Annotated in this window: 19 protein-coding genes; 6 read left to right on the top strand and 13 right to left on the bottom strand. The window is 41.6% G+C overall.

The window, feature by feature from the left end:
- Positions 1-57: 57 nt before the first annotated feature.
- The 9 genes from C6Y39_RS12470 to C6Y39_RS12430 form a co-directional block, all read right to left on the bottom strand.
- Entirely contained in the window at positions 58-1,113 is a 1,056-nt protein-coding gene (locus C6Y39_RS12470) for a hypothetical protein (protein WP_146128606.1), read from the bottom strand.
- Between the two features lie 179 nt (positions 1,114-1,292).
- On the bottom strand, positions 1,293-2,723 hold the full coding sequence (locus C6Y39_RS12465) for a lipopolysaccharide biosynthesis protein (RefSeq protein WP_105931591.1): 1,431 nt from the start codon (positions 2,721-2,723) through the stop codon (positions 1,293-1,295).
- A 120-nt stretch (positions 2,724-2,843) separates the two neighbouring features.
- Complete coding sequence (locus C6Y39_RS12460; protein ID WP_105931590.1) at positions 2,844-3,773, bottom strand: glycosyltransferase family 2 protein; 930 nt, start codon at positions 3,771-3,773, stop codon at positions 2,844-2,846.
- Positions 3,773-4,816, bottom strand: coding sequence for a sulfotransferase family protein (locus C6Y39_RS12455; protein ID WP_146128605.1), 1,044 nt, complete (start codon positions 4,814-4,816; stop codon positions 3,773-3,775). The genes C6Y39_RS12460 and C6Y39_RS12455 overlap by 1 nt, the downstream gene beginning before the upstream one ends.
- On the bottom strand, positions 4,720-5,640 hold the full coding sequence (locus C6Y39_RS12450) for a glycosyltransferase family 2 protein (RefSeq protein ID WP_105931588.1): 921 nt from the start codon (positions 5,638-5,640) through the stop codon (positions 4,720-4,722). The genes C6Y39_RS12455 and C6Y39_RS12450 overlap by 97 nt, the downstream gene beginning before the upstream one ends.
- Before the next feature lie 17 nt (positions 5,641-5,657).
- Positions 5,658-7,004 carry an O-antigen ligase family protein gene (locus C6Y39_RS12445; protein ID WP_105931587.1) on the bottom strand — a complete coding sequence of 449 codons (1,347 nt, stop codon included), beginning with the start codon at positions 7,002-7,004 and terminating at the stop codon, positions 5,658-5,660.
- Entirely contained in the window at positions 6,982-8,076 is a 1,095-nt protein-coding gene (locus C6Y39_RS12440; RefSeq protein WP_105931586.1) for a GNAT family N-acetyltransferase, read from the bottom strand. Before C6Y39_RS12440 ends, C6Y39_RS12445 begins: the two co-directional genes overlap by 23 nt.
- Positions 8,073-9,437, bottom strand: a complete 1,365-nt coding sequence (gene xrt / locus C6Y39_RS12435; RefSeq protein WP_105931585.1) for an exosortase — start codon at positions 9,435-9,437, stop codon at positions 8,073-8,075. Before xrt ends, C6Y39_RS12440 begins: the two co-directional genes overlap by 4 nt.
- 30 nt (positions 9,438-9,467) lie before the next feature.
- Positions 9,468-10,880: a TIGR03013 family XrtA/PEP-CTERM system glycosyltransferase gene (locus tag C6Y39_RS12430; protein ID WP_105931584.1), complete on the bottom strand. Its 1,413-nt coding sequence runs from the start codon at positions 10,878-10,880 to the stop codon at positions 9,468-9,470.
- A 151-nt stretch (positions 10,881-11,031) separates the two neighbouring features.
- Here C6Y39_RS12430 and C6Y39_RS12425 point away from each other — a divergent pair, with 151 nt between their 5' ends.
- The 4 genes from C6Y39_RS12425 to C6Y39_RS12410 are packed head-to-tail and all read left to right on the top strand — an operon-like array spanning position 11,032 to position 15,837.
- Positions 11,032-11,664 (top strand): XrtA/PEP-CTERM system exopolysaccharide export protein, encoded by a 633-nt coding sequence (locus C6Y39_RS12425; protein WP_105931583.1) that lies wholly within the window; start codon positions 11,032-11,034, stop codon positions 11,662-11,664.
- Positions 11,665-11,690: 26 nt separating this feature from the next.
- Positions 11,691-13,259: an XrtA system polysaccharide chain length determinant gene (locus C6Y39_RS12420; RefSeq protein ID WP_105931582.1), complete on the top strand. Its 1,569-nt coding sequence runs from the start codon at positions 11,691-11,693 to the stop codon at positions 13,257-13,259.
- On the top strand, positions 13,260-14,192 hold the full coding sequence (locus C6Y39_RS12415; RefSeq protein WP_105931581.1) for an XrtA-associated tyrosine autokinase: 933 nt from the start codon (positions 13,260-13,262) through the stop codon (positions 14,190-14,192).
- Positions 14,161-15,837: a porin family protein gene (locus C6Y39_RS12410; RefSeq protein ID WP_105931580.1), complete on the top strand. Its 1,677-nt coding sequence runs from the start codon at positions 14,161-14,163 to the stop codon at positions 15,835-15,837. The genes C6Y39_RS12415 and C6Y39_RS12410 overlap by 32 nt, the downstream gene beginning before the upstream one ends.
- A gap of 32 nt (positions 15,838-15,869) precedes the next feature.
- Here C6Y39_RS12410 and C6Y39_RS12405 read toward each other — a convergent pair whose 3' ends face one another.
- Entirely contained in the window at positions 15,870-16,934 is a 1,065-nt protein-coding gene (locus C6Y39_RS12405; RefSeq protein WP_105931579.1) for an XrtA/PEP-CTERM system-associated ATPase, read from the bottom strand.
- A gap of 143 nt (positions 16,935-17,077) precedes the next feature.
- On the bottom strand, positions 17,078-18,508 hold the full coding sequence (gene hldE / locus C6Y39_RS12400; protein WP_105931578.1) for a bifunctional D-glycero-beta-D-manno-heptose-7-phosphate kinase/D-glycero-beta-D-manno-heptose 1-phosphate adenylyltransferase HldE: 1,431 nt from the start codon (positions 18,506-18,508) through the stop codon (positions 17,078-17,080).
- Between the two features lie 31 nt (positions 18,509-18,539).
- On the opposite strand from hldE, the gene C6Y39_RS12395 reads away from it, so the two are divergent.
- A complete protein-coding gene (locus tag C6Y39_RS12395) occupies positions 18,540-18,887 on the top strand; it encodes a GIY-YIG nuclease family protein (protein ID WP_105931577.1) in 348 nt (115 codons plus the stop codon).
- Between the two features lie 88 nt (positions 18,888-18,975).
- On the opposite strand, the gene C6Y39_RS12390 is transcribed toward C6Y39_RS12395, so the two are convergent.
- A complete protein-coding gene (locus C6Y39_RS12390; protein ID WP_105931576.1) occupies positions 18,976-19,881 on the bottom strand; it encodes a DUF350 domain-containing protein in 906 nt (301 codons plus the stop codon).
- Positions 19,882-20,168: 287 nt separating this feature from the next.
- Between C6Y39_RS12390 and glnE the strand changes: the two genes are divergently transcribed.
- Positions 20,169-23,192 (top strand): bifunctional [glutamate--ammonia ligase]-adenylyl-L-tyrosine phosphorylase/[glutamate--ammonia-ligase] adenylyltransferase, encoded by a 3,024-nt coding sequence (gene glnE, locus C6Y39_RS12385; RefSeq protein ID WP_105931575.1) that lies wholly within the window; start codon positions 20,169-20,171, stop codon positions 23,190-23,192.
- A gap of 177 nt (positions 23,193-23,369) precedes the next feature.
- On the opposite strand, the gene C6Y39_RS12380 is transcribed toward glnE, so the two are convergent.
- Positions 23,370-23,987, bottom strand: a complete 618-nt coding sequence (locus tag C6Y39_RS12380) for a TcpQ domain-containing protein (protein WP_105931574.1) — start codon at positions 23,985-23,987, stop codon at positions 23,370-23,372.
- Positions 23,988-24,163 lie beyond the last annotated feature (176 nt).

The raw sequence follows: 24,163 nt of genomic DNA, 5'->3' as shown, positions 1-24,163 counted from the left end.
AGATTAACACCTAGCCCCCCCTGAAACTGCTAGCCTATTATGGGAATTTGTTTGCACTCAATTAGCGTTAACTTCACCTATCAACCTAGAAACAATTTTATTACACTGAAGATACTCTTTTGCATACCTTAAATTTGCTTCCTTCATTTTCAACAATTCGTCAGGCGATTCATAAAGCCTCTCGACTTGCCTTATGCACTTTTCGGGAGAATTAAACTCTAAATAGTTAGTGGATTCCTCTATTTCTCCCGGCAAACAGTAGTTAAATGATTCCGATACAATGGCTTTGCCTAAAGAGACATATTCAGCAAACTTCGCGCCAATAGAACTATGTAACCCCGTTGTCGCAATGCAAACAGACGATTCCTGAACCTGTTTTAGATATTGCTTTTTAGAGGTAAATGATTCATCAACGATTAATTCAGGTGCAACCTTTCTTGCGAATGGATCGTTCATAACACCAACTAGAGCGTTTTCTCCAAATTTTGCTTTCAGAAGTCGAATTATCTCTAGTCTAGAGGTATTGATAACTTCTCTGTCTCTCTTTTCACTCTCTGAAAGAACAAATTCCTTGTCTCCATTTGGATTCCAAAGCCTGACGTAGAATAATACTTTAAACGTACTGTTTTTCTCGCAGTCATTATTCACTTTATTAAAGCAATCTTCTCTAGGAAGAAAACCTAACCTGTTGTCTGTGTCAAGAGCTTTTAATACGCTTTTACATTTATTCTTAACCCCTTTGCCGGAAAAACTTAAAAAGCGTTTAAGAGTAAAGGGCGAATAGAATGAAGGATAAACCTCAAAATACAAACCAAAGGGCCGCACTTTTCCACAAGAATAAGCATCTGTACTCCTCAATGTCCTTTTAAAATAAAGATCACATTCCTCATATTCTGACGTATGCATCTCTGGTGAATCAGAACAATCAATGTAGACTTTCAAATTATCTACATGAATCATGATACTCGCTTTGTGATGTCTGGGTACAGAGTAATCATAAGTCAGTGAAATATGCCCTTCACGGGCATTAAGTTCAAGCCCTGTAAATAGCTGCTGTAAGTGTCTTGCATTTGTTGTTAAAGGAACAACTACATTTGGAATTTCATTTTTCAAAACTATGCCTATCTATTTGTTACAGTTGTAAGCTAATTACTCTCTATTATTTATGGTCTTATGTAGGTAGGTTTACAAAATACTCGAGTGCAATTCAATATGTAAAAACTAAACAATAAGTCTCAACATACCTTTCCATTACATTTAAAAAATGAAGCGCTTAGGAAGCTGAAAGCGTATTACTTTCGCTTAAACAAATTCATAAGCTCTTTCAGCTCATCTCGTGAAAATAACCACGTTAATCCAACATACATAAAAGTACCAATAAGTACTTGCGACAGTAGGACAATCCAAACATTAATGAAATTGCCCAGCAATGTATCCAGAAGGATACATGCTGCTAACATTGTAGTCCCTATTAAATAGGGTTTAACTAGGAGCAATAAGACACTTGAGTGCTTTATACTCAACGCATTACAGGAACGACTGGTGCTAATAAAAAAACAGCCACTAAATGAGACTAACCAAGCAATGGCTAACCCTTCTCCCCCGAACTGCGCTCCAACAAAAAACGATGGGATGAGCACAGCACCGAATATGGCAGTATTTCCTATAATCACATTCATCTTATTCAAAGATTTTAAAAGCGGCCCAAACAACTGTTCAATGCCTTTCAAAGGCATTGAAAGACAGTAAATGAACAAGACAGTAGTTGCACCGTTCCATTTATCTCCAAAGAATGCCGAGGTTAGCGTGTTAGATACAGCCGCCAACCCAAAGAAAACTGGAACAAACAGTAAAGCACTTAATCGTAAACTTTTTAAAAAGTAATGTTGAATCGCTTTTGAGTCCTCTTGAATATTTGAATACACGGGGAACGCCACTTGACGAAGGAGAGGAAGTACTTTGGCTGCAGGCATCATCGCGAGCATTACAGCAAATTGATAATAACCAAGTTCAATAGTCGATAAATACATACCAGCAATAGCAACATCGACATTAAAAATCATGTAGCCAACAGTGGATTGAAGTGACGCCTTCCATGAGAATTCAAAGATTGATTTAGTCTTGGATGTGAACCATCTCGGCATAACCCAAACAGTATTTTTAAACAAATATCCACACTGTTTAAGCAATTCCGCCAATAACATTCCTATTATGATTGACCAAAACCCAAAACCTGCCCACGCTAATGTTACGGTAGTCACAGCACTAATAGACTCCGCAGTCGCGTCCACCATTGAGAGCTTTTTGAAGTTCATGTTTCGGTTGAGTAATGTGCCTGGAATGAAACCAATTAAAGCAATCAAAAAAGTTATTGAAGAAAAACGTATAACGTCTTCAAGTCTTTCATCGCCATAAAAGTCAGCGAGGACGCTCGCGCTTGATTGTAAAATAATGAACAACGATAGATGTGCAATAATTGTGAAAGTAAAAAACTCACTCAGCGTTCGTTCGTCTAACTCTTTCTCTCTAATCAGCGCTGCAGAAATACCGCTTCGACTAAAAGACCATAGTAGTGATGTAAAAAAAGAAGACAGTGCAATAACAGCATAATCCTCTGGAAACAAAAATCGTATGGTAAATATTGTTGTCAACCACCTTACGGTTTGGCCTATAGCTTTGCCAATAGCCACCCACTTGAGTGAGTTGAGTACAACTTCTCTCATTGCGCTTCTCTATATCAAAAAATTCTTATTGCTGAAAAATATAAACCCTGAAATGGTTCACTTGCCTCAAGATTTTACACACAGGCCAACTTAGGCATTATGCTACATATTTTCCTACCCTTATTTTCCGTGAATAACTTTGTATTCTTCGTGTTTCACACCAAATAAACCGGCAATTGTCCCTGCTGCAGCGCAAAAGCGAAAAAGCCCGTCTACCAGCTTTCGTTTGTTAAGTGTAAATACGCCCACAAGAACACTTACAATCCCCCTTGCTACACGTACACCTGACATAAGACAAACGCGAGAGACGGCTTTGAATAGCTGTTCTTCAAATAAATGAGAACGCGTGTAACCGACCCCCGAACGAAAGCCTCGGCGGCAAAACCACTTAACGGTGGCACGACTTTTCGGAAATTCTTCGATTACTGGCGCTTCCGTGTAAACACAAGACAATCCAAGATGATTGCAACGTAGTGCAAAGTGATAGTCGCTCGCCCCTGTCATGGCAAACCGAGCATCAAAACAAGGGCTTGTTTTTTCTATGACATTTTTTGAAAGTAACAAGTTGTTTGTATAAAACGCTTTAACTTCGTCACCTTCCGAATAGGGGTTATCGCCATAGATAAGGTCGATAGCCCAGCTCGGAACGTCATTTTCCCCAGTAGAAATGACCCGACTAGTGACTATATCTGCACCGTATTTACTCTTGGCATCTAATAAGCGTTGAATCCAGTCAGTATCTTTCGTCCACTCGTCATCATCAATAAACAAAAGAAAATCGGCGTCCGCTTCTTGAAACAACGCTACGCACTTATTTCGTGCAAACACAATACCCGCTTTAGGCTCAGTGTCGTAATGGAGCGCGATTTGTTTGTTCTTGATAGTCTTGTTTAGTACTACCGACTTGGTTTCTTCATCAAGCGCATTATCAACAACAAATATAGTTACGTTAACGTTGCTATTGACTTCTTGAAGTATCAAACTATCCAAAAGTCTTGAAAGCCAAGCGGGCCTTCTACACGTAATTACACCTACTACTACATGCTGCATTACCGCTTTCCTTTCAGTAAATGTTCTAGTTTTTTAATTGGCCAACTGAACTTCCACCAAAACGAGTCATAGGCGTCCAAGAAGAGGTGGCGATAAAAAACTTCTTCTTTCTTTATACTGACACAGTGCTCTTTTAATACCGCTGACAACCCTTGCTGGTAGTCTTCGTACTTCTCTCTTAGCGAAACTATGGCTTGATGATCAACATGTTCTTTTGACAGGTTGCAATACAATTCGTTAGCAAGCTCTGATAAATAGGTGTCGGGCACCACATGGCTCGTTTGATTTCTTAGTTTCTTGTCCACAAAGCCAAGCTGCTCTTCATCAATCTCGGCGGTTAAGTCGACAAGTTCAGCAATACTTTTTGCAATCGTTTCAGGTGAAGACAATAGATTGTCGTAAGACACTATCAACCTTGGAGCATCCAATGAGTTAAAATAACCGAGAAACGTGTAATTGAGCCAAAGCATAAGCGACTTTTCTAATGAAAAGTCGTCTCTCTTCTTAAGTGAGCCAGCGACTTCGAAGGGTGAACGAAGCATCAGTATGTAATTAACCTTTACAGACGGCAGGCTTGAAAAGATATGACGCCAAAATGGCAGCAGTAGCGTAGTTCTAGGATCCTTCATACCCCAAAGTGGTTGGCTACTGTAGTCTGTAGTCAACATCTTTTGTGCGCTTTGTTCGTAGTCACGCAATAGATCTTCGGTGCTTGCAGTTTCTGTCGTCATCAAAGGGTCATCCCAAGAAGACAGTTGGGCATCGAGTAAAAGATCATTGAGTTTTACGAGCTCGGAGTTTTCAAAAAAGCCCTTTTCGTTTACCCCTTTTTGCGCAGCGAAAAGCGACTTTCCCATAAAAACACCCAGTTCATTGAGCAAACCAGATAGCGCTGAAGTACCACTTCTATGCATACCAATGACAACTAACGCGTTACTTTGCATATTTATTTCGCTCGCTTTCTTATTTGTTTTATTTTCTTGAGGACTACAGGCACGGTGAGAAATGCCGCCGTACTGGCGAGTAATAACTCTAAATGCCACGGCTTAATGCGCCATGCAGAAAACAAACACTTAGCAACGTTCGTTGTGTCGTTCTGGTAAAAGAAGTTGTGTGCATAGTGCTTGTAAATATTATACCGCCCCAATTTACATAACTTTTTTTGCTGGCTGTCTAACCCTTCGGTGTTTTCAATCATATCAATACACAAAAGGTCTGCTTCAAGCATTTTCGCTTCATTTAGCGAGTAGTTCTCACCGTGAATAAAGTACACGGCTAGCGGCTCTTTAACCACTGCAAGCTTTGCAATTCGTGCAACTTTCAACCATAAATGCCTGTCATCAACACCGTGTAACGCGCGGCTTTCCTCCAAGCCACCGACTTTTTCGATACAGCTTTTTCGGACCATAGCGGAACAGCACGAGATAAAATTTCGATTGAGAAGAGCCTCGAAACAGTCACCTGAATATTCTGGCGTGCTTTTTGTCAAAACACCAAGCGTATCGACATTTACCCAGCTATAAACCAACCCAACGTCGTTATCATTGAACAAGGGCAGTTGTTTGCTTAATTTCTCCGGAAGCCATTGGTCATCTTGATCGCAAAACCCAATAAACCTTCCATTGGCTTTTTCTATACCAAAGTTTCTGGCCGACGCTACGCCACCATTCTCTTTCTTGTAGTACTTGACTCGCTCATCACCTAAATACCGCTCAATTAATGCTGCTGAGCCATCTGAAGAGCCGTCGTCGACAAGGATGAGTTCAAAATTAGTGTAAGTTTGATTGAGGATACTCTCTATGGTTTTAGACAGCGTTTTCTCGCCGTTATAAACAGCAACGATGACACTTGCTTCAACTATACTCACCTAGCAGACCCTTTTTATTAAATTTTGAGGAGAATTATTATTAATTGGCACAGTACGAGTAAACTAACAGCGCTTAACGCCATCAATCTAAATATATCGTTTCCTGAAACTTGGAGCGTACCTCTACTCACAAGATTTGAACATCTAACAAAGCAAGCAGCAGACATTGCTGCGAAAATATACAAAAACATTATAAAACTTCTGCTAATAAAAAAAGCAGTAGCACAATAACCTATTAACGCAATAACCAAATAAGTTGCCAATAAAATCTCTTGTTGTAGTTTATCGCACGGGTTTGCTATTTGAGTTTTTAGCTTTACTACTTTGAAAAGCATGAAAAAACACAAGAATAAGAATGTCATCCAAAGGATATATCCAATAGAACCTAATTCTGCCATTATGGTAACAAAAGAGTTGTGTGCTACTTTCGGGTGGTACTCTAAAAAACGCCCTTTCCCGAACCCAAATAATGGTCTATGACCGAGCATTTGTATTCCTTCATACCATGCAGTAAGGCGCTGCATTGAGCTTTCATCGTCTTTACTAATAGAACGAAATGATCCCATAATAACGAGTAAGGCTGGGATTGATAATCCGGCCAGTACTAACGATTTCACTTTACCAAATCGCAAATAGAAAAATGAGAACAATACCGCCATTAAACCCACTAAAGAGCCTCGGCTACCAGTCCAGTAGATCCCTAAAAATAATGCAGCCAGCACACCACACCACAGTAGCTTTATTAGTTTTCTTTTTGCATTGGTTAAAAAGAAAACTGCAATGGGAATATTCATAACAAGAAACATTCCCATATCATTTGGGTCGTTAAATATGCCAATGTATCTGGCTTGCATCATCTCTGTGGGGCCATCATTTCGATAAATAACTGACTCTGCCCAACCTTGCCCAAAAGGGTCATTCACTTGAATATAAGCATGCTGAGTCATTACTAGGCATGCCGCAACCGATATTAATAGTATTATCTTTTGACGAGCAATAGTGCTCAAAAACCCCAGATAGAGTATGAAAGGTATAGTATTTGAATTGATCCAATCAATAACTAAGGACAAGTCTGAAAAATAGCGAAATGCCCTAACTTCAGACATTAACATGGCGAAAAACATCAGAACTAAAATAGTGCACTGTGTGTTCCATATTTTAGGTCTTAGTGATATGAGATATACACAAAACGTAGCAATTAACACTGTGCGCAAAATTGGAAACTGTATATTAAGAACGGGCCACTCATGTGGACGTATTAATACCAACGCGGTGTAGACGCAAAGCAGAAAATACCCTAGCGCAGCACCAGAGTGCGTATCAGGCTGACCAAATGCTCTTTTAGCTGTGGGATGGTTTGACACTACTTACTCCCCACCTTTTTATGGTTCTTATAGTTTCTAAAAGTCTACTTTTGAAAAAACTCAAAGGGCTTATATATAAAGCAAATGACACAACATCTTCCTTGGTATCGGTCAATTTCGACTTGTACTCACTTGCACTGCTTGAAGACATAAAGTCGTACATGTCCTTACCTTGATTCTGAGCTTCGATTGCTTGCGCATAGTGAAGTATAATTCCAGGCGAGATATTTGGTCTGAAAGACGTATTGTTTCCACTTTGATAAAAAATGAGTGAATTTCCAGAGACAATACTGTAATTGACTGCGACTATGTTATTTTGTTTGTAGAGATAATAAAGCGATAACTTGTTGCTCATTAGCAACTTTCTAGCAATATCTTTGTGAAAATCGGTAAATGTCTTTTCAACGAAAATAGCGGGCTGTCCTTTGGCAATCCAACGCTCGCTATTTAGTTTTGTTAGTGCAGAAAACACCACTTCTAACTCTTCCATATGAGATACTTTTCGTATGTTCATTCCTATTTTAGTGGCAGCCTTACGATACCTTCGCGTTTTTTTGTTTAACTTTTCCATTCCAGTGAGCAAGGGGATGTAGAATCGTACACGCTCTTTTGTTACTTCTCGAAAGCCTGGCAACTCACTTGCCCAACTGAGAAAGAGTGAGCGTGGAGAAAGGTTACTCATTTTGATGTTGTTGATCCCTTGCTCTACTAAGTGGTGCTTGAACATTCTTACTGGTGGCAAGGTGTCTACAGAAAGTGACATGAAATCTTGAGCTTCACTACATGTCTCAATATGCGATGGCTCAAAGCTACTAATATAGTATGCCGTAGTAGCGTTTGAAGTATTTATATATAAAGGCAAAATACTACACAGTTCGCCTTCACGCCAATACGTGAAAATCAACAACCTTTCTATATAGTGGGCGTAATGCCTAGCCCATGTATCTACCCAATCATAGCTGTTAAAGAGATTTTTAAATAAGGCTACCTCTTCAAGTTTCAGCCAGTTTTCTCGAATAGAATGTAGTCCGTCAAGGTCAGTTATCACCAAGATACGATTAAGCGCTGTCACAGGGAAACTCTTTCCACATCCATTTTATTGCATGTGTTTTTACAACGGGTAAGTTTCCACTGGATATTCGACGACGTATTAGCACTAAAGGCGTTGAGCAAACGCGCTTTTTTTAGAGATAGTGGAGATAAGTAGTGTCCGAAATCTGTACCGTAACGATAAGCAATAAGGAACCTTTCACCCTTATTATTTTTCGCTTCAAGCAAATTCCAGTTTTCATTTTTAGTCACGTTAAGCGCAGTGAAGCCTGTGGGCAAAGGGTCATTAAGGTAATAAGAGGCTTTACTGTCAAAGGATGTGCCATAGAAATAAAAGTTTGCAGAAGCAACGTCATTTGATTTATCTGTACAAACCAGTTCAGCATTATGTATTTCAGGTAAAATAGGGAGCGGCTGGCTTGCGCAAGTATCTTGACTGTTATGCTGAGCAGATGACATTGCGACAGACGAAGAAAGGATAACCCCAATAATGGCAGTTGCAACAACATTTTTCAAAGGGAGTAATGAGCTATGTGGTTTAATTACTTTTTCGTTTATTTCAAGAATGTCAGATTCTCTATCTTCCAGTTTCCTTCCAATATAAAACTGAAAGATAGCGACAGGAACATAAATATACCAACCGAAATTGTTGTGATCAGTCATAAGACTACTTTGCATTTCTGTCTCATGACCAATCACGATAAGCGCTACAATCCTCAACCAGTTGGTTACTAATGCCCCAACTAACGCAACTGTTGTAAATATAAGTGCCGAGCGCATTGTCTTTAAATACAAAAACACATAAAGACTACTTATGGCGGCGGAAACAATAACGTAACGCAAACCACTGCAACCTTCGGCGATTTCAAAAACGCCTGCCGGAATGGTAACAAATTCATTTTCTACATATACGGGTATACTTGTTAGGCTCATGAGCGCGCTTACAACGTATACCGACAAACTCTGGAGAGGGGAAGCGAGTGCGCCCCAAAAGGGAAAAATGAAAACTAAAAACGCGAATGGAAAAAAAGTAGATATGTTAAATCTAAATATACAAAAAACTAAAGCAAACAGAGCCAGCAAAGACGCGGCCCAATAAAGCAGACTAATTTGCGACCACGTAGCTAGAACTAGCCCAAAGCCTATCGCAACTGCTAGCATGCTCCACGTTATACTGAGCTTATCTCGATATGATACACGGTTTTCTTGTTCTAGAATGTGAAAAAGATAAATAACAATAAAGGGCACAAGATACGCATGAGAGTACGTGCCATCGTCAAAACTGTATGTCCATAGAGACCCCATAATTGGATAGTTTACTACACTCCAAACTACAGTGATCGCTAGTAATATCCAAAAACGACTGTGCACCCTTAATTCCATTGCTACTACTCTACTTCGTGTTAAATGCAGTTATCTTCCTTTGCCGAACAATACAACTTCCACTGTTCTAATAAGTATGAGGATATCTAACAATAAACTCTGATGCTTTACGTAATACAAATCAAATTTAAGTTTTTCCATTGAGTCTTCGACACTTGCTCCATAGGGATAGTTTAGTTGTGCCCATCCTGCCAAACCAGGCTTCACGTTATGTCGTTGATTGTAATACGGTACTTCTCTAACCAATTGCTCCACGAATTGCGGCCTTTCTGGTCGTGGCCCGATGAACGACATTTCCCCTTTAAAAACGTTAAGCAGTTGTGGGAGTTCGTCTATTCGATATTTGCGAATAAAATGCCCTATCCGCGTAACTCGGTCGTCGTTCTTACTTGCCCACTTAGCGCCATCTTTCTCGGCGTCAGGACGCATACTTCGAAATTTAAGTATTTTAAAAAGTTGTCCGTTCAGCCCTACTCGTTCTTGTTTATAGAGGACAGAAACCCCAGTTCGCCGCCCATCATCAAGGTAAATGATAATCGCGGTAGCGAGCATAATAGGCCACACAAAAAAGAATATGATGAAGGCTAGCATCGCATTAACTGTATAATCTAAGGCATCACGTAAATAGTTTTGGCTCTTAAACCCGTTAGAGTAAATAACCCAACTAGGGTACATAAGATTCACGACTATTTGACCGGTTTCACGTTCCATAAAATCAAGTAGCTCGGTAACCTCAATGCCGCGTAGTCGACAATCGAACAGTACTTCAACTGGCAAAGTACCGCGTCGTTGATCGCACGCTATAACGATTTCTTCAATCTCATTATCTGTAATAAATTGCTGAAAATTCTCGTCTACCTTCACATGAATTATTTTTTCTTTTCGTATGCCATCTTCTCGATTATCTCCTGGAATAGGGACAAAGCCGACTAACTCAAAGCCAATACGGTCAACATCACGACGCATTCTTTTTTCAATTATCGACGCCCGCTCCCCTGCCCCCAAAACTACTATCCTCACCTTTCCCAAACCTAACAAACCTAGACGATTCGTGAAATATCTGAAAACAACGAGTGTTATAATGATTGCGCACACTGAAGCAGGGAGGAAATAGCTCCCCATGAGTAATCCATCAAATAATGCTCTACTCACCACCTCTACTAAGAAATAACTTAATCCAACACTTACAAAGATTCGTCGGATAATACCTCTGAAGGTTTCACGGAGCTTCGCCTCATAGAGACCCACCGAGAGTGAACACAAAAGAATTGAGATAGTTAATAGACCAGTATTGATAACAAGTTTTTCGATAGAGACTTGGGATGATAGCCCAATTTGCGTTAGTATGAAGTGGGTGATGTACCCGATGTAAGCAATAAGTAATGCTTCACTTATAACTAATATATTCGAGCGTTTATTTTGATTTCGCTTGTTTAATGCCACCCTGGCCCCCTCAAACTACTTTTTAAAACCCATCATAAAGGGATTTATTCTAATAGACTAGAATTGATGTTGGCATTATAGTGTCAATTCCCGTAGGGTAAACAAAAAAGTACGCTAAAAATTAACCATAATGAGTGTAGGATGATCTCTTATGTATCGCTTTAAGTCGTTTTGCTATGTAGCTACAGCAATAGTGGGAACCTCGATAGTTGGGTGTTCTACTAGTTCGTCATTGCCACAAGCTACAACCCGTCCGTCTCTCACCACTGATGTAAACCAATATCAATATTTGATTGGTCCAGGTGATACATTAACTATTTTCGTATGGAGAAACCCCGAAGTATCAGGTCAATTTGTAGTTCGCCCTGATGGAAAGGTCACGACCTCATTAGTTGAAGATATTGATGTTGCGGGCAAAACGCCCTCAATGCTTGCGCGCGAAATTGAAGAGCAGCTTTCTACATTTATTAACAGCCCCCGTGTAACTGTGAGTGTCAACAATTTCTCTGGACCTTTAAGTGAGCAAGTTCGCGTAATCGGAGAGGCAACTAATCCAAGCGCGGTCAATTACACTGAACACATGACCTTATTAGACCTGATGATAGCGGTTGGTGGTTTAACAGAATTCGCGCACGGTAATGGCGCGAAACTTGTTCGCGTAGTTGATGGTAAGCAAACAACATACAGCTTGGACATAGACGACCTCATTCGCAATGGTGACATTGCAAAGAACGTCGACATCTTGCCAGGCGATATCGTTATCATTCCAGAAGCATGGTTTTAGTTCTAAGCAGTTAACGGAACAATTTAATGCAAGATTTACAACAAACCTTACTCCAATTTTTAGATTTAGTTAAAGGAGTTTGGGTTAAGAAACGCTATGTTATTATTGCGTCGTGGCTCATTTGCCCATTAGGCTTCTTACTAGTTGCTTCTCTTCCAGACCAATACACGTCAAAGGCTCAGGTTTATGTGGATACGCGCTCGGTCTTACAGCCATTACTGAAAGGATTAGCGATACAAACTGATCCTGATTCCGAAGTGCGAATGATGGCAAAAACTCTACTTAGCCGTTCTAACGTTGAAATAATCGCGAGGGAAAGCGATTTAGATATAACGACTAACTCTGCGGCGGAGTTTGAAGATTTAGTTACGCAACTGGCATTTCAAATACAGCTCCGTTCTGCCGGAAGAGACAATATTTACAACATAAGTTATGAGCATCCCAATGCCGTTACTGCGCAGCGCGTTGTTCAAGAAACACTAGACTTGTTCGTAGAGGGCTCTCTTGGAAATAATAGGAGAGATACTGATACCGCGGGTCGATTCCTCGAAGAGCAAATAGCAGAGTATGAATCTCGATTATCGGAATCGGAACAGCGTCTAGCTAACTTTAAGAGACAATACAACAACATCCTACCACTCTCTGGTACATACTATTCTCGTCTTCAAACGCTAAATTCAGAGTTAGAAGTTACTAAACTTTCAATTCGTCAAACAATTGAACAAGTAGATTCTTTAAGTTCACAAATAAAAGACCAAGTTTCGACTTCAAATTTAGGAGTGACGAATCAAGAGGATAGCGTTTTAAAAACTCGTTACGATGACCGTATAAAAAACTTGGAAGAAGAGCTGGATAGGTTGAGACTAAGATTTACGGACAAGCATCCCGATGTCATTGAAACCAAACAACTACTGGAAAGTTTAGAAGCATCTAGGAAGAAAGAAGTTGAAGCGTTTCTAGCTGCTGCCGAGGGTGATATTCAAGGCCCAATGAATGAACTCACTCAAGAAATTCGACTTGAAATGAGTCGACTTCAAAGTGAAATCGCTTCTTTGAAGGTAAAAGAGTCTGATTTAAAAACAAAGATTGCTGAATTAGAATCAAAAGTTGACCTTATCCCTCAAATTGAGGCTGAATCTTCAGCACTCAATCGCGACTATGACATTCTGAAGAAAAAGTACGAAGAATTGCTTGGAAGAAGAGAAGCGGCTGACCTTTCAAGAAGAGCAGAGGTGTCGTCCGAAGAACTGCAATTTCGAATTATAGAACCACCACTTGTAGCGAGTAAGCCTTCAGGCCCTCATCGAATCATACTTTACACCGCAGTTTTATTTGTAGGATTTGGTACAGGTATAGGGTTAGCCTTTTTAATTAGTCAGTTAAACCCAGTACTTATAAGGCCGAAACAGCTGCTTCGATTATCTGATTACCCTATCTGGGGAACGGTGAGTCATTTGGAACTAGAGCGAATAAGCAAAAAGAATAACCGAAAACTTCTTGTTTTTCTCGTCTCCTCAGGCGCAATTGTTATGATCTATGGCGTACTTGTCGCTGCCGACGTAATGAATATAAATATCGCAGAGAGGTTCTTTTAAATGAAAAATACTATTGAAAAAGCTCTGCAGCGTCAAAAAGCTGAACGAGAAGGTCAAATAAAGAATAAAATAGAAAATTCTTCAGGCTTCAAAAGCGAAGAAAATGAAGAACTAACATCAGCTGAAAACGCAGTAACTGAAAGCCTTTCGAAAGAGCCGATGAGGGTCGAAAAAGCTAGCTCAAGTTTCAACTTACCCCAATTCGACCTTGACTTGAAAGCGTTGAGTGATAAAGGCCACATATCGGTTTTGGGTGAACGCAAACAAATCAATGAAGAGTACAGAGAAATTAAGCGTAAGCTTATAGCAAACGCGTTTGGTGCGATGTCAAAAACATTGAATAACCCAAATATAATTATGGTTACTAGCAGCCGCCCCTCAGAAGGAAAAACCTTTACAGCGACTAATTTGGCTTTAAGTATTGCAGCAGAACAAGATAAAACAGTACTTTTAGTTGACGCTGATGTACTCAAACCTAATGTATTGAATACATTGGGTTTACAGCGTAGAAAAGGCTTAATGGAATATTTGACAGGAGACGTAGAGGATATTTCTGAAGTTCTATATTCCACAAACATAGATAAGCTAAAAATTATTCCTGCTGGCAAATCGCACCACTTATCAACTGAAATGCTCGCAAGTCAAAAGATGCATGAAACCGTTGATGAGTTTGCCAACAGATATCCAGATCGAATCGTCATTTTCGATACTCCTCCTCTTATTGGTATTAATGAGAGTGCGATTTTAGCTAACTTTGCTGGCCAAGCCGTTGTTGTAGTCGAAGAGGGAAAGACCAAAGTTAACGATATAAAGATGTCGGTAGAGCGATTAAATCCCGAAATGGCCATCGGGTTCGTTGTGAATAAGTCAATACACCACGATACTGATGGAAGTGGATACTATGGATATTATTATGCTGAGCGAGAAAACTAAACAACGTACGCAACAGCAAACGACGGTTTGGGGCATATCTTTGAGTATCTCACTCTTAAGCGCCTCTAACGCTTTCGCTGAAATTAAAGTAACAGGAACAGCAGAAGCCGAATATATTTTCCAGGATGTAAAATCTGAGGATCTTGGGCAGCTCTCTTTAGATACGTTTCAAATTGCACCGTCAATTAATGCCAGTATCGACACAAGGACATTTAGTGGCTTTTGGTCAGGTTCGCTAACGCATCTCGAACGAGACAAAGTCAGCGATAGCCGCAGAGATACCTTTGAAGAGTACAACTATAGCGTTATTTGGCAACCATTTGAACGCGTCTTTCAGATTGAAGCTACCGGTGCATTGAATTATCAAAATGCAAATGCAAACAACTACTTAGTTTCTGATTTTTTAAACAACTCTGATTCTCTATCAAAAACTCGCTCAAATCGTGTTTCAGCGCTTGCTAATTTGGAACGGTTAAGTTGGATTAAGGCTCAGGGTGGGGTTGCTTATTCAGACGTTGCTTCAGAGCGCTCGACGCTCAACAATGGGCAGGCTTTGGATAACAACACCCTAGAACTATTTGGCGGAATGTCTAATAGCGACAACCGTAGACAAGTTTTGTGGGAGTTGAACGGCGCATATATCAATACCGATCGCGCACAAACTAACGACGGTAACTTTGTGACCCGAGTTGGTGACGCTTTTGTAGACGTAGCAATCGTTAAAGATATAGGTGTGAGACTCAACGCTAGACACGAAGCCAACCAAATTTCTAATCGAGATGACACTACGAGTATTACACGCGAGTTCAACTCTTACGGTATTGGATTGTCGTATCGTCAGAGCGAAGATAGATACATCGCAATCACTGCCAATAAGAGTGATTCCGATCTGGACGAAGACAATAATGAAACCTTTGTAGGTCTCGATTTCAATTGGGCATTGAGTTCCCGCACTAATTTATCAGGGTCGTATGGGAGACGTTTTTACGGCGAAGCTGTGGCGTTCGATGCTACCTACAACTCTAAGTATTTTCGAACATCGTTAAACTACAGTGAAGACGTAACTAACACATCAAGGCTTTTAGCGAACCCTCAGAACTTGGGCGTATTTGTTTGTCCTGCTGCCAACATCTCAATTGCTGATTGCTTTCAGCCAAGCACTCTTGTATATCAACCTGATGCAAATGAACAATTAGTCCAACTCACATCGCAAGTAATTGAGTTTGATGACAATATCATAGTGAGAAAAAGCACAAACTTTCAAGCTGGTTATGACTTTTCTAGAATTACTATCGCACTAACTTCTCGCTATGCAGAAGATGATTACCTTGATTTAGAACGATTGAGACGTACATACTCACTTGGTACTTCACTGGCGTATGAGCTTGGTAGCTATACAAACCTTAATGCAGAGGTTACTTACGCCAACATTACTCAGATATCAGAACAACAAGAATTAGATGGCGAATCAGACAATTGGCGAGGCAATATTGCTCTTCAGCGTGAGTTTGGAAAATCGTTAACCGCGGTTGTTGATTTTAGCTATATTGAGCAGTCTGGTGAGATTAATGCAGGAGTGGGATTGTTCGGAAATGACTTCTCAGACCGACGTATTTCACTTTCCATTATCTACAAATATCAATAAAGAAATAGCGCCATTTTGGCGCTTTTCTTTTATCACTCTTTCTTATCATCACTCTTTAACCGTACATAGGTCTTAAACTTTTTCTTCATAAGTTTGTCTACGTACTGGGTCATTTTCACTTTCTGTGAAATAGCGTCATCTAGTGCGTCTACTAGCTCTGCCAGCATATCCAAATAGTACTTGGTATCGCGTATGACATTCCCCTTTGGGGTCATGATAGTTTGACTTTCTGGGTGGTCGGCAAAGCCCATATGTTCGGTCACTTCTGCGCCCGTTTTATCAGGCTCGAACATCTCAGCTTTCACTTCTTCAATTACTTCGTTTACCGCATTAGCATCAAAGCTTTCAAGCTCTTCTAGAAAGCCGTAGAGCATTACCCTATCCATAAGGGTGTTAATTTTACGGGGAATACCGCGAGAAAACATATGAATGCGCTCTAACGCTTCATCACTAAATAACGCAGAACCGTTCCAACCGGCATGGTGTAGGCGATACTCGATGTACTCTTTGCACTCTTCTAACGATAGCGGTGCCAAATGACAAGATGCCACTATACGCTGCCTAAACTGTTCCATGTTCGGCGCACGCAAAATTGGCTGCAACTCTTCCTGCCCCAGTAAGAAACTTTGAATAAGCGGCTTGCCGTTCAGCTGGAAGTTACTCAGCATTCTTAGCTCTTCTATGCTTTCCAGAGGAAGGTTCTGTGCTTCATCTACTAAAAGCAAAGCGCGACGCCCCGCTCTATTTAGGTCATACAAGAATATTTCGAGGGCCTTAAGAATGTCCGCTTTCGAACGCCCTTCGGTAGGAACATCAAATTTAGACGCCACCATCTTTACCAGCTCATCTGGCGACAGCTTTGGCGTTACAATTTGGGCCGCGGCTATATCGTCTTCAATTTCTTCAAGCAGACTGTTGGCAACGGTCGTTTTTCCCGTGCCTATTCCACCGGTAATAACAATAAACCCTTCAGCTTGAGACAGGCCATACTGCAAATAAGACATAGCACGCTTGTGCCATTTGCTCGCGAAGAAAAATTGAGGGTCGGGGGTTAACTGAAACGGTTTCGAGTTAAGTCCGTAGTAACTTTCGTACATGCAATTTACCGTTATTCCATTAAAGAATGTGCGTTCAAAAAAACGTAATATTGTTGGTGCTCGACGCGTAACTTTTGATTATATGGTAACCAACAACGCGCCATTCTCGAAGTGTTATCTTTTTATTTGTTAAACCTTGAATGCTAACACAGCTTATTTTGCGTGATGCGCTCTATAATACCTGTGGTAGACACGCCATCTTCAAAGGTAAGCACCTTAACTTCACCGCCATTAGCCACAACTTCTTTGCCACCCGCAATGTCTTCAACCTTGTAGTCACCGCCTTTAACGAGCACATCGGGTAACAATCGGGCGATAACGCGCTGTGGCGTATCTTCTTCAAAAGGTACAACCCAGTCGACAGCGCTTAGGCCTGCAAGTACTGCCATACGTCGGCTTACGTTATTTACCGGGCGACCAGGTCCTTTTAATTTAGTGACTGATGCATCGGTATTTACCGCTACAATTAATCGGTCGCCGAGCTGCGCAGCCTCTTCTAAATAGGCAACGTGACCAGAGTGCAGGATATCAAAACAGCCGTTTGTCATTACCACTTTCTCGCCTCGTGATTTCGCTGCTTGTAGCGCAATCTCCAGCTGGTCTTCTGTCATCACACCGCCGTCCAGATGAACTGACTGTTCGCCTAACGCTAATGCTAGCTCGGTGTTAGTGACGGTAGAGGTACCTAACTTTCCAACTACGACACTTGCGGCTAAGTTAGCAAGCACACAAGCAGCTTGAAGTGGCAAGTTACAGGCCATGGCAACAGCGAGCGTGGAGACAACTGTATCCCCTGCCCCAGTTACGTCGTATACTTCTTTCGCTTTAGCAGGTAAATGAAACTCGCTGTTGTCGCCGTCAAACAACGTCATACCATCTTCTGAGCGAGTTACGAGAAGCGCGCTTAAGTTCAACGATTCTTTTAATGACTGTGCTTTTTCCACTAGCACCTGTTCGCTACCTATCTCGCCAACAATGCCGCGAAGCTCGTCCATATTTGGGGTAACTAGCGTAGCACCAGCGTACTTACCGAAGTCACTGCCTTTCGGGTCAACTACCACGCGCTTATTTTTGCTGCGTGCCTTTTCAATAAGGCTTGCGGGATCGCTCAAACACCCTTTAGCATAATCGCTCAAAATGACGATATCAGCTTCGTCTAGCGCTTTATCAAAAGCCAATTCCAATTCTGATTTATCAGCGTGTTCAAAGCTTTTTTCAAAATCCAAACGCAGAAGCTGTTGATTTCTGCTCATGACGCGAAGCTTGGTGATGGTATCAAAACCCTCTACCTCAAAAAACTGACACTGAATGTTGTGAGTTGCTAAACGCTCTCTGAGAATATTCGCATTTTCGTCTTTACCGCACATGCCCAGCAAAGTTACTTCAGCCCCAAGAGTTGCCACGTTTACTGCAACGTTTGCAGCACCACCAGCTCGGTCTTCAGAACTATTAACGTTAACCACTGGCACTGGTGCTTCGGGAGATATACGCCCTGTGCCACCGCTCCAATAACGGTCTAACATTAGGTCGCCGACAATAAGCACTTTCGCTTTGCTAAAATCTGGTAATATCATGCTGAGAATAACTTTGTAGATTTTAAAAACATTGGCACAGAGTATAACAGCCAAGAACGGCAATACCCACCAAGGATGTACAAATAACCCGTGGTATCTTTATCTTATAGAGAACAAGCTTGGGCAAATTTATACGGGGATCACAACCGACCCCAAGCGACGCATCGCACAACACAGGGGCGAACTTAAAGGTGGCGCCAAGGCGCTTAAAGGTAAGTCGCCGCTGAGTTTTAAAGCGGTATTCGAAGTAGCAGATAAAATACATGCAGCCCAGCTTGAATATGCCGTCAAGCAAATGAGCCGCCCACAAAAAGACGGCATTATCAAAAAAGGGCAGCTCAACGATTTAGCGTGCGTGAAGGCAAAGTTCGAAGATTGAAATGTGCCGTCAAGTTGAGCCCTACACGTTCTGCGTTGTTTAAAAACGATACGGGCACAACGCTCGTTGATGAGAACTTAAAAGCTTTCTACCCGCCTAAAACACCGTTTATGATCATGGCGTTACCAATACTTAGCGTGAAACCAAGGGCAGCCACCCCCACATTGTGCTGATGGTCCACCTCTTGCCGAATATTCATGCCAAAAAGAATTATTTTCTTACTCGCCAGTACCAGCAAATGAAGTGCTATCGCTAGCCCTACACTTACAATCAACCAGCCTGTTACATTGCTCACATAACCCGATGGATTGTAAATAAGCAGGTTCTTTGCTGCCGACACTATCATAGCCGTACCAAGAAGATTGCCGCTATGCTCGATAGCGAGTGCTAACTGCCCTTTTTCAAGCGCGCCTTGAAACGAGTCATTTTGATTATCGCGGGCATACCTGAATTCTAAAATTCGCGTCATCACCAGCAGCATGGTAAGCACCACGGTAAAACCAGTAACAATCGCAATTAGTGCATTCATGTCACTGCCATCAACCCAAATCATAATATTGCGCAACACAATGGCACTTGCCACCAAGCTCGCCGCATCAACGAGTGCTACACTTACACTTCGTTCGGCAATCATTGCATGGGTGTCTACCTTATTAAGCACCAGCTTGTCGTGAGCAAAGCGCCCGAATTTTACGAGTACGATCCCCACTATACCGAACGTCACCATACCTATCGCCGCTTCCTGATATCCCACACCAATATGACGCCCAACCACTGAACTTAACACAATGCATAAAGACAGCATGCCACCCGCGATACTGATACCGAAAGCAAAGTTATCTTTAACTCCTAACTCTTCTGTCACTGAATATTTTCTAAATGCACCAGTTAACCACTTCATGATCATCAGAAGTACCAACGCTATCGCCACATCCATGGCCAAATAAATGAGTAGCTCTTGTGTAAGGGGTACTAGTTTTACTAATGCTTCCACGTTATCTTTGCTCCTTGAACATAGAAAGTTCTATATTTATGCATTCAATTAGTGTTGTAAAAACAATAACATCTAAATGAACCGCTTCCATCTATTACAAACTTGTACAATGATGGGAAAGAACTTGTTCAGATTTATTTTAATTGGGACTTGGTTGAATCGGGTGTTGACGCTAGCAACTTCAATTACGCCCAAGCCTTTAATACTTGCGCTATCGAATGAGTTTCAACACCAAAACGCGAGCTTTTTTCTAAAGACCGGAATATTATCAAAAAGATGCGAGCATTATGCCAACAGATAACGAAAATAGCATGACAAACGTAGAACAAGCCGAGAAATTCTGGCAGCAATTGTTAACAGTACCATCGTTAACGGCAGATGATAAAAACCTTGCGGTACAACACAGTGAATTATTAAAACTCGCGTTTTCTCGCTCTGCATTTTTGGCAGAAACGCTTATCCAAAAACCAAGCTTCTTATCACATGTCATTGGTGCCCAATCCCTAAAACCCAAAACACCTAAAAAAAACCAAACTCAAAATACAAGTGAACAAGATGACGCACTGCCTGTTGACCTTAATGAAGTGCCGCAAAACGCTCTGCCAAAACCTTATGTAGATAGCGATGCACAACATATCTCATCTGAATATGAATCGGTGTTGAAAGGCAAACTCTCCAATGTTTCAAACGAAGACGATTTGCTTAAAGTGCTTAGAGAGTATCGCAACCAAGAAATGGCGCGTATTACGTTTCTCGATACGTTAAATAAACAGACTATTGAAAGTTCGCTAATACAAGTCTCAGCATTAGCTGATGTGTTGATCACCCAAGCATACCAATGGATTTATCATCATTTAGCCATTCGCTATGGAAAGCCACAAAGCGGTAACCAAGATATGCACATGTATATCTTGGGCATGGGTAAATTAGGCGGGAAAGAGCTGAACTTTTCTTCCGATATCGACCTAATTTTTGCTTACCCTGAAAAAGGTGAAACGCAAGGCGGCCGTAAGAGCTTAGAGAACCAGCAGTTTTTTACCAAGGTTGCGCAAAAACTTATCCAGGCGCTCAATAAGGTAACCAACGACGGTCAAGTATACCGTGTAGACATGCGCCTGCGTCCCTTTGGTGATTCCGGCCCGCTGGTTATGCACTTTGCTGCACTTGAAGATTACTATCAAGATCAAGGCCGTCACTGGGAACGTTTTGCCATGGTAAAGGCACGAATTATTAACGATGATAATTCACAAAACGCAGTTTGGCTGCAAAGTATTCTTCACCCATTTACTTTCAGACGCTACCTTGATTTCACCACGCTTGACGCGCTTCGCAACATGAAGAAGTTGATTGCCACCGAAATTCGTCGCCGTCGTTTAAATAAGAATATTAAGCTAGGTGCAGGTGGTATCAGGGAAGTTGAGTTTTTTGCGCAAAGCTTTCAGCTTATTCACGGTGGAAGAGAACCTGCCCTACAGAGTAAATCACTGCTTCGCACTTTAACTGCCTTAAGTGAACTCGGCATTGTAGAAAGTAACGTTACCGAACAGTTGAAACACGATTATCTTTTTTTGAGAAAAGTGGAGCACACGCTTCAGCAAAGCCAGGACCGTCAAACTCAAACCCTACCAGAAGCACCTTGGCAGCAGAGCGCACTTACCGAGGTAATGGGGTATAGTACATACGCTGAATTTCTTAAGCAGCTCGACGCTACTATGGCACGTATCCATGGCCACTTTAATGAGCTGGTGGAAGAATCTCACGAAACCCACTCAGATGAAGACCAATTATTTACCGCCTGCCAAGATGCCTGGCGCCTTCCTCTACAAGAAGACGAGTTTGCAGAGACGTTTAGCGATTATTTATCGGCGGCAGATAGCAGCGGTATTTACATCGCGCTTAAGACCTTTAAAGATAAGCAGCGAAACTATCGTATAGGTCAAAAAGGGGAAGATACGTTAAACAAATTGCTTCCTGAGATTTTATACGTACTTATCAATCAACACCCGAATCATGCAGCGCAAGTTCTCAACCGGTTACTGGGCGTTATTGAAGCTATCACTGGGCGCACAACCTACCTCGACCTTCTTCTTGAAAACCCTGATGTGCTAAAACAACTGGTTAAACTATGTGAGCGCAGTGACTGGATTGCGCAAGAAATTAAACGTTTTCCGCTGCTGCTAGATGAATTACTTACCCCGTTATATTTAGGGCAACAGAATACCGACATTCATACCAGTAAGAAGGAATATCAGCTTGAGCTTCGGGAGACCATGCTCCGCATAGAGCAAGACGATGTGGAAATGCTAATGGACGGTCTTCGTCAGTTTAAACTCTGTCAACAGCTTCGCATTGCAGCCAGCGACATTAGCGACTCGCTCCCTATAAATAATGTAAGTGATAAGCTTACCGTTTTAGCCGAAGTTATCCTTGAGCACGCCGTAAATGCTGCTTGGATGCAGATGCGTGAGCGCTATGGCGTTCCTTCACATTTGGAAGGTAACGAAAAAGGCTTTGCTGTTATAGGATATGGCAAGCTCGGCGGTTATGAATTGGGCTATGGCTCTGATTTAGACTTGGTGTTTTTGCATAACGCACCTCGTGGTATCAGTACCGACGGTAAAAAATCACTGGAAGCTCAGCAGTTTTATATAAAGCTAGCTCAACGCATTATGCACCTGCTCAACACAAAGACATTATTTGGGCAGCTTTATGAAACCGATTTACGCTTGCGACCATCTGGAAATGCAGGGCTGCTTTGCTGTCATATTGACGGATTCGAAAAATATCAGACAGAAGAAGCATGGACTTGGGAGCATCAAGCATTGGTTCGCGCTCGTGCTGTTTGCGGTGACGCTGAACTGTTAGAGGATTTCAATCGCGTAAGAAGCACGATTTTAACCCAAAAAAGAGACAAACAAGCGCTCGCGACAGATGTGTGTAAGATGCGCCTTAAAATGCGTGAACATCTACTCGCTAAAAACAACGAAAAAGTTGATTTAAAACAGTGCGTGGGTGGGATTACTGACATCGAATTTATGGCGCAATACTTCGTACTTGCCAATGCGCAGTCGGTAGAAAGTATGACAACGTATCCAGATAATTTGCGTATTTTTGATAGCGCTGTCCAGAGCAATATTATTTCTGCTGAGACCGCTACGAAGCTGCAACGGGCGTACTTAAAACTGCGGGAGCAATACCATCATCTCACGCTTGCAGATACAAAATATGCAGACCAAAGCGAAGAGTTAGACGCAATACGCGAGGAAGTCACACGCCATTGGGACAACCTTTTCGGCAAATGCAGTGAGTAAGTTAATGGATAAAAGGTTTGCGACTAATCGGTATTTTAAGAGCGGTGTTTATTAAGCTACCTTATAAACGCCGAATCGTTTCACACTTGGAGACTTCTACGGGTTCTTAATCAAGAGCGGTTAAGGTTAAAGTAACTATCCGTCGTATTAACCTTTTTACTTTAAGTCGTTTGGACCTTAAGCCCTCAGCAGTCGACAATTCTTAGAAAGGAAATCTGTTTCCTCTGCAGTGACAACCAGAGAGCGCTGTTCAGCACATAAGTAAGCTTTCACTTCGCCTTCAAAGCTACTATCGATAGCACTAGCGATTTTTGCTAGCGAGCCAGAAACCGTATTATCGAGCTGGAACTGATATTTGATAACAAAATCTTGCTCTAAATTCCAAATTACCTGCATGCCTTCAGCCTGGGCATACTGGGAAATTGCTTCGCGCAGAGTATTGCCTTCTCTAAACGCACGATTTTTGTACTCGCCTGTCCAGTTTTTCTCTACCGGACGGGTTTGACTCGACATTTTGGCTAACTTGCTATCTAAATTCGCATCCACACCGGCGATATCAATAACAAAATCGCCCTGCTCCTCTTCTTTAGGATCGGTGGCAGACATACGAAAATCGCGATAGAACTCGCTCAGCCCTTTTGACACTGATTTCTCTTCTTTCTGCGAAGCGGGCGCCGGCGCTTGTTCATTCGTTTGTAAAATATATATAAGAACACCTGCAGCAATAACGAGGACCACCGCAATACCGATTTGTTTAGCCCAAAATGACGAGCTTGAATAACTTGTTTGTCCCATAACGTACCAATCTGTTCCCGCAAAGTCCTCTGTCGCATTTGAACATGCGCATAAACCACTATTTTCGTACTGTTAGTTTAGTCTACCAACAACGAGTAATCCCATTATCCTATTTATCTATTTTTACCAGCTTTTATCAACCTTTGACCGCTCTGGGCGCACCAGTGTTCGCTTTC

Origin of the sequence: Alteromonas gracilis, from assembly GCF_002993325.1 — a bacterium.
GTDB lineage: Bacteria > Pseudomonadota > Gammaproteobacteria > Enterobacterales > Alteromonadaceae > Alteromonas > Alteromonas gracilis.
This window is presented reverse-complemented; position numbering and strand designations above follow the sequence as displayed.

Bases quoted from the DNA above. Each gene is read 5' to 3' on its own strand.
- C6Y39_RS12465 (WP_105931591.1), bottom strand. From the start codon at position 2,723: ATGAGAGAAGTTGTACTCAACTCACTCAAGTGGGTGGCTATTGGCAAA.
- C6Y39_RS12460 (WP_105931590.1), bottom strand. From the start codon at position 3,773: ATGCAGCATGTAGTAGTAGGTGTAATTACGTGTAGAAGGCCCGCTTGG.
- xrt (WP_105931585.1), bottom strand. From the start codon at position 9,437: ATGGAATTAAGGGTGCACAGTCGTTTTTGGATATTACTAGCGATCACT.
- C6Y39_RS12425 (WP_105931583.1), top strand. From the start codon at position 11,032: ATGTATCGCTTTAAGTCGTTTTGCTATGTAGCTACAGCAATAGTGGGA.
- C6Y39_RS12420 (WP_105931582.1), top strand. From the start codon at position 11,691: ATGCAAGATTTACAACAAACCTTACTCCAATTTTTAGATTTAGTTAAA.
- C6Y39_RS12415 (WP_105931581.1), top strand. From the start codon at position 13,260: ATGAAAAATACTATTGAAAAAGCTCTGCAGCGTCAAAAAGCTGAACGA.
- C6Y39_RS12410 (WP_105931580.1), top strand. From the start codon at position 14,161: ATGGATATTATTATGCTGAGCGAGAAAACTAAACAACGTACGCAACAG.
- C6Y39_RS12405 (WP_105931579.1), bottom strand. From the start codon at position 16,934: ATGTACGAAAGTTACTACGGACTTAACTCGAAACCGTTTCAGTTAACC.
- hldE (WP_105931578.1), bottom strand. From the start codon at position 18,508: ATGATATTACCAGATTTTAGCAAAGCGAAAGTGCTTATTGTCGGCGAC.
- glnE (WP_105931575.1), top strand. From the start codon at position 20,169: ATGCCAACAGATAACGAAAATAGCATGACAAACGTAGAACAAGCCGAG.
- C6Y39_RS12380 (WP_105931574.1), bottom strand. From the start codon at position 23,987: ATGGGACAAACAAGTTATTCAAGCTCGTCATTTTGGGCTAAACAAATC.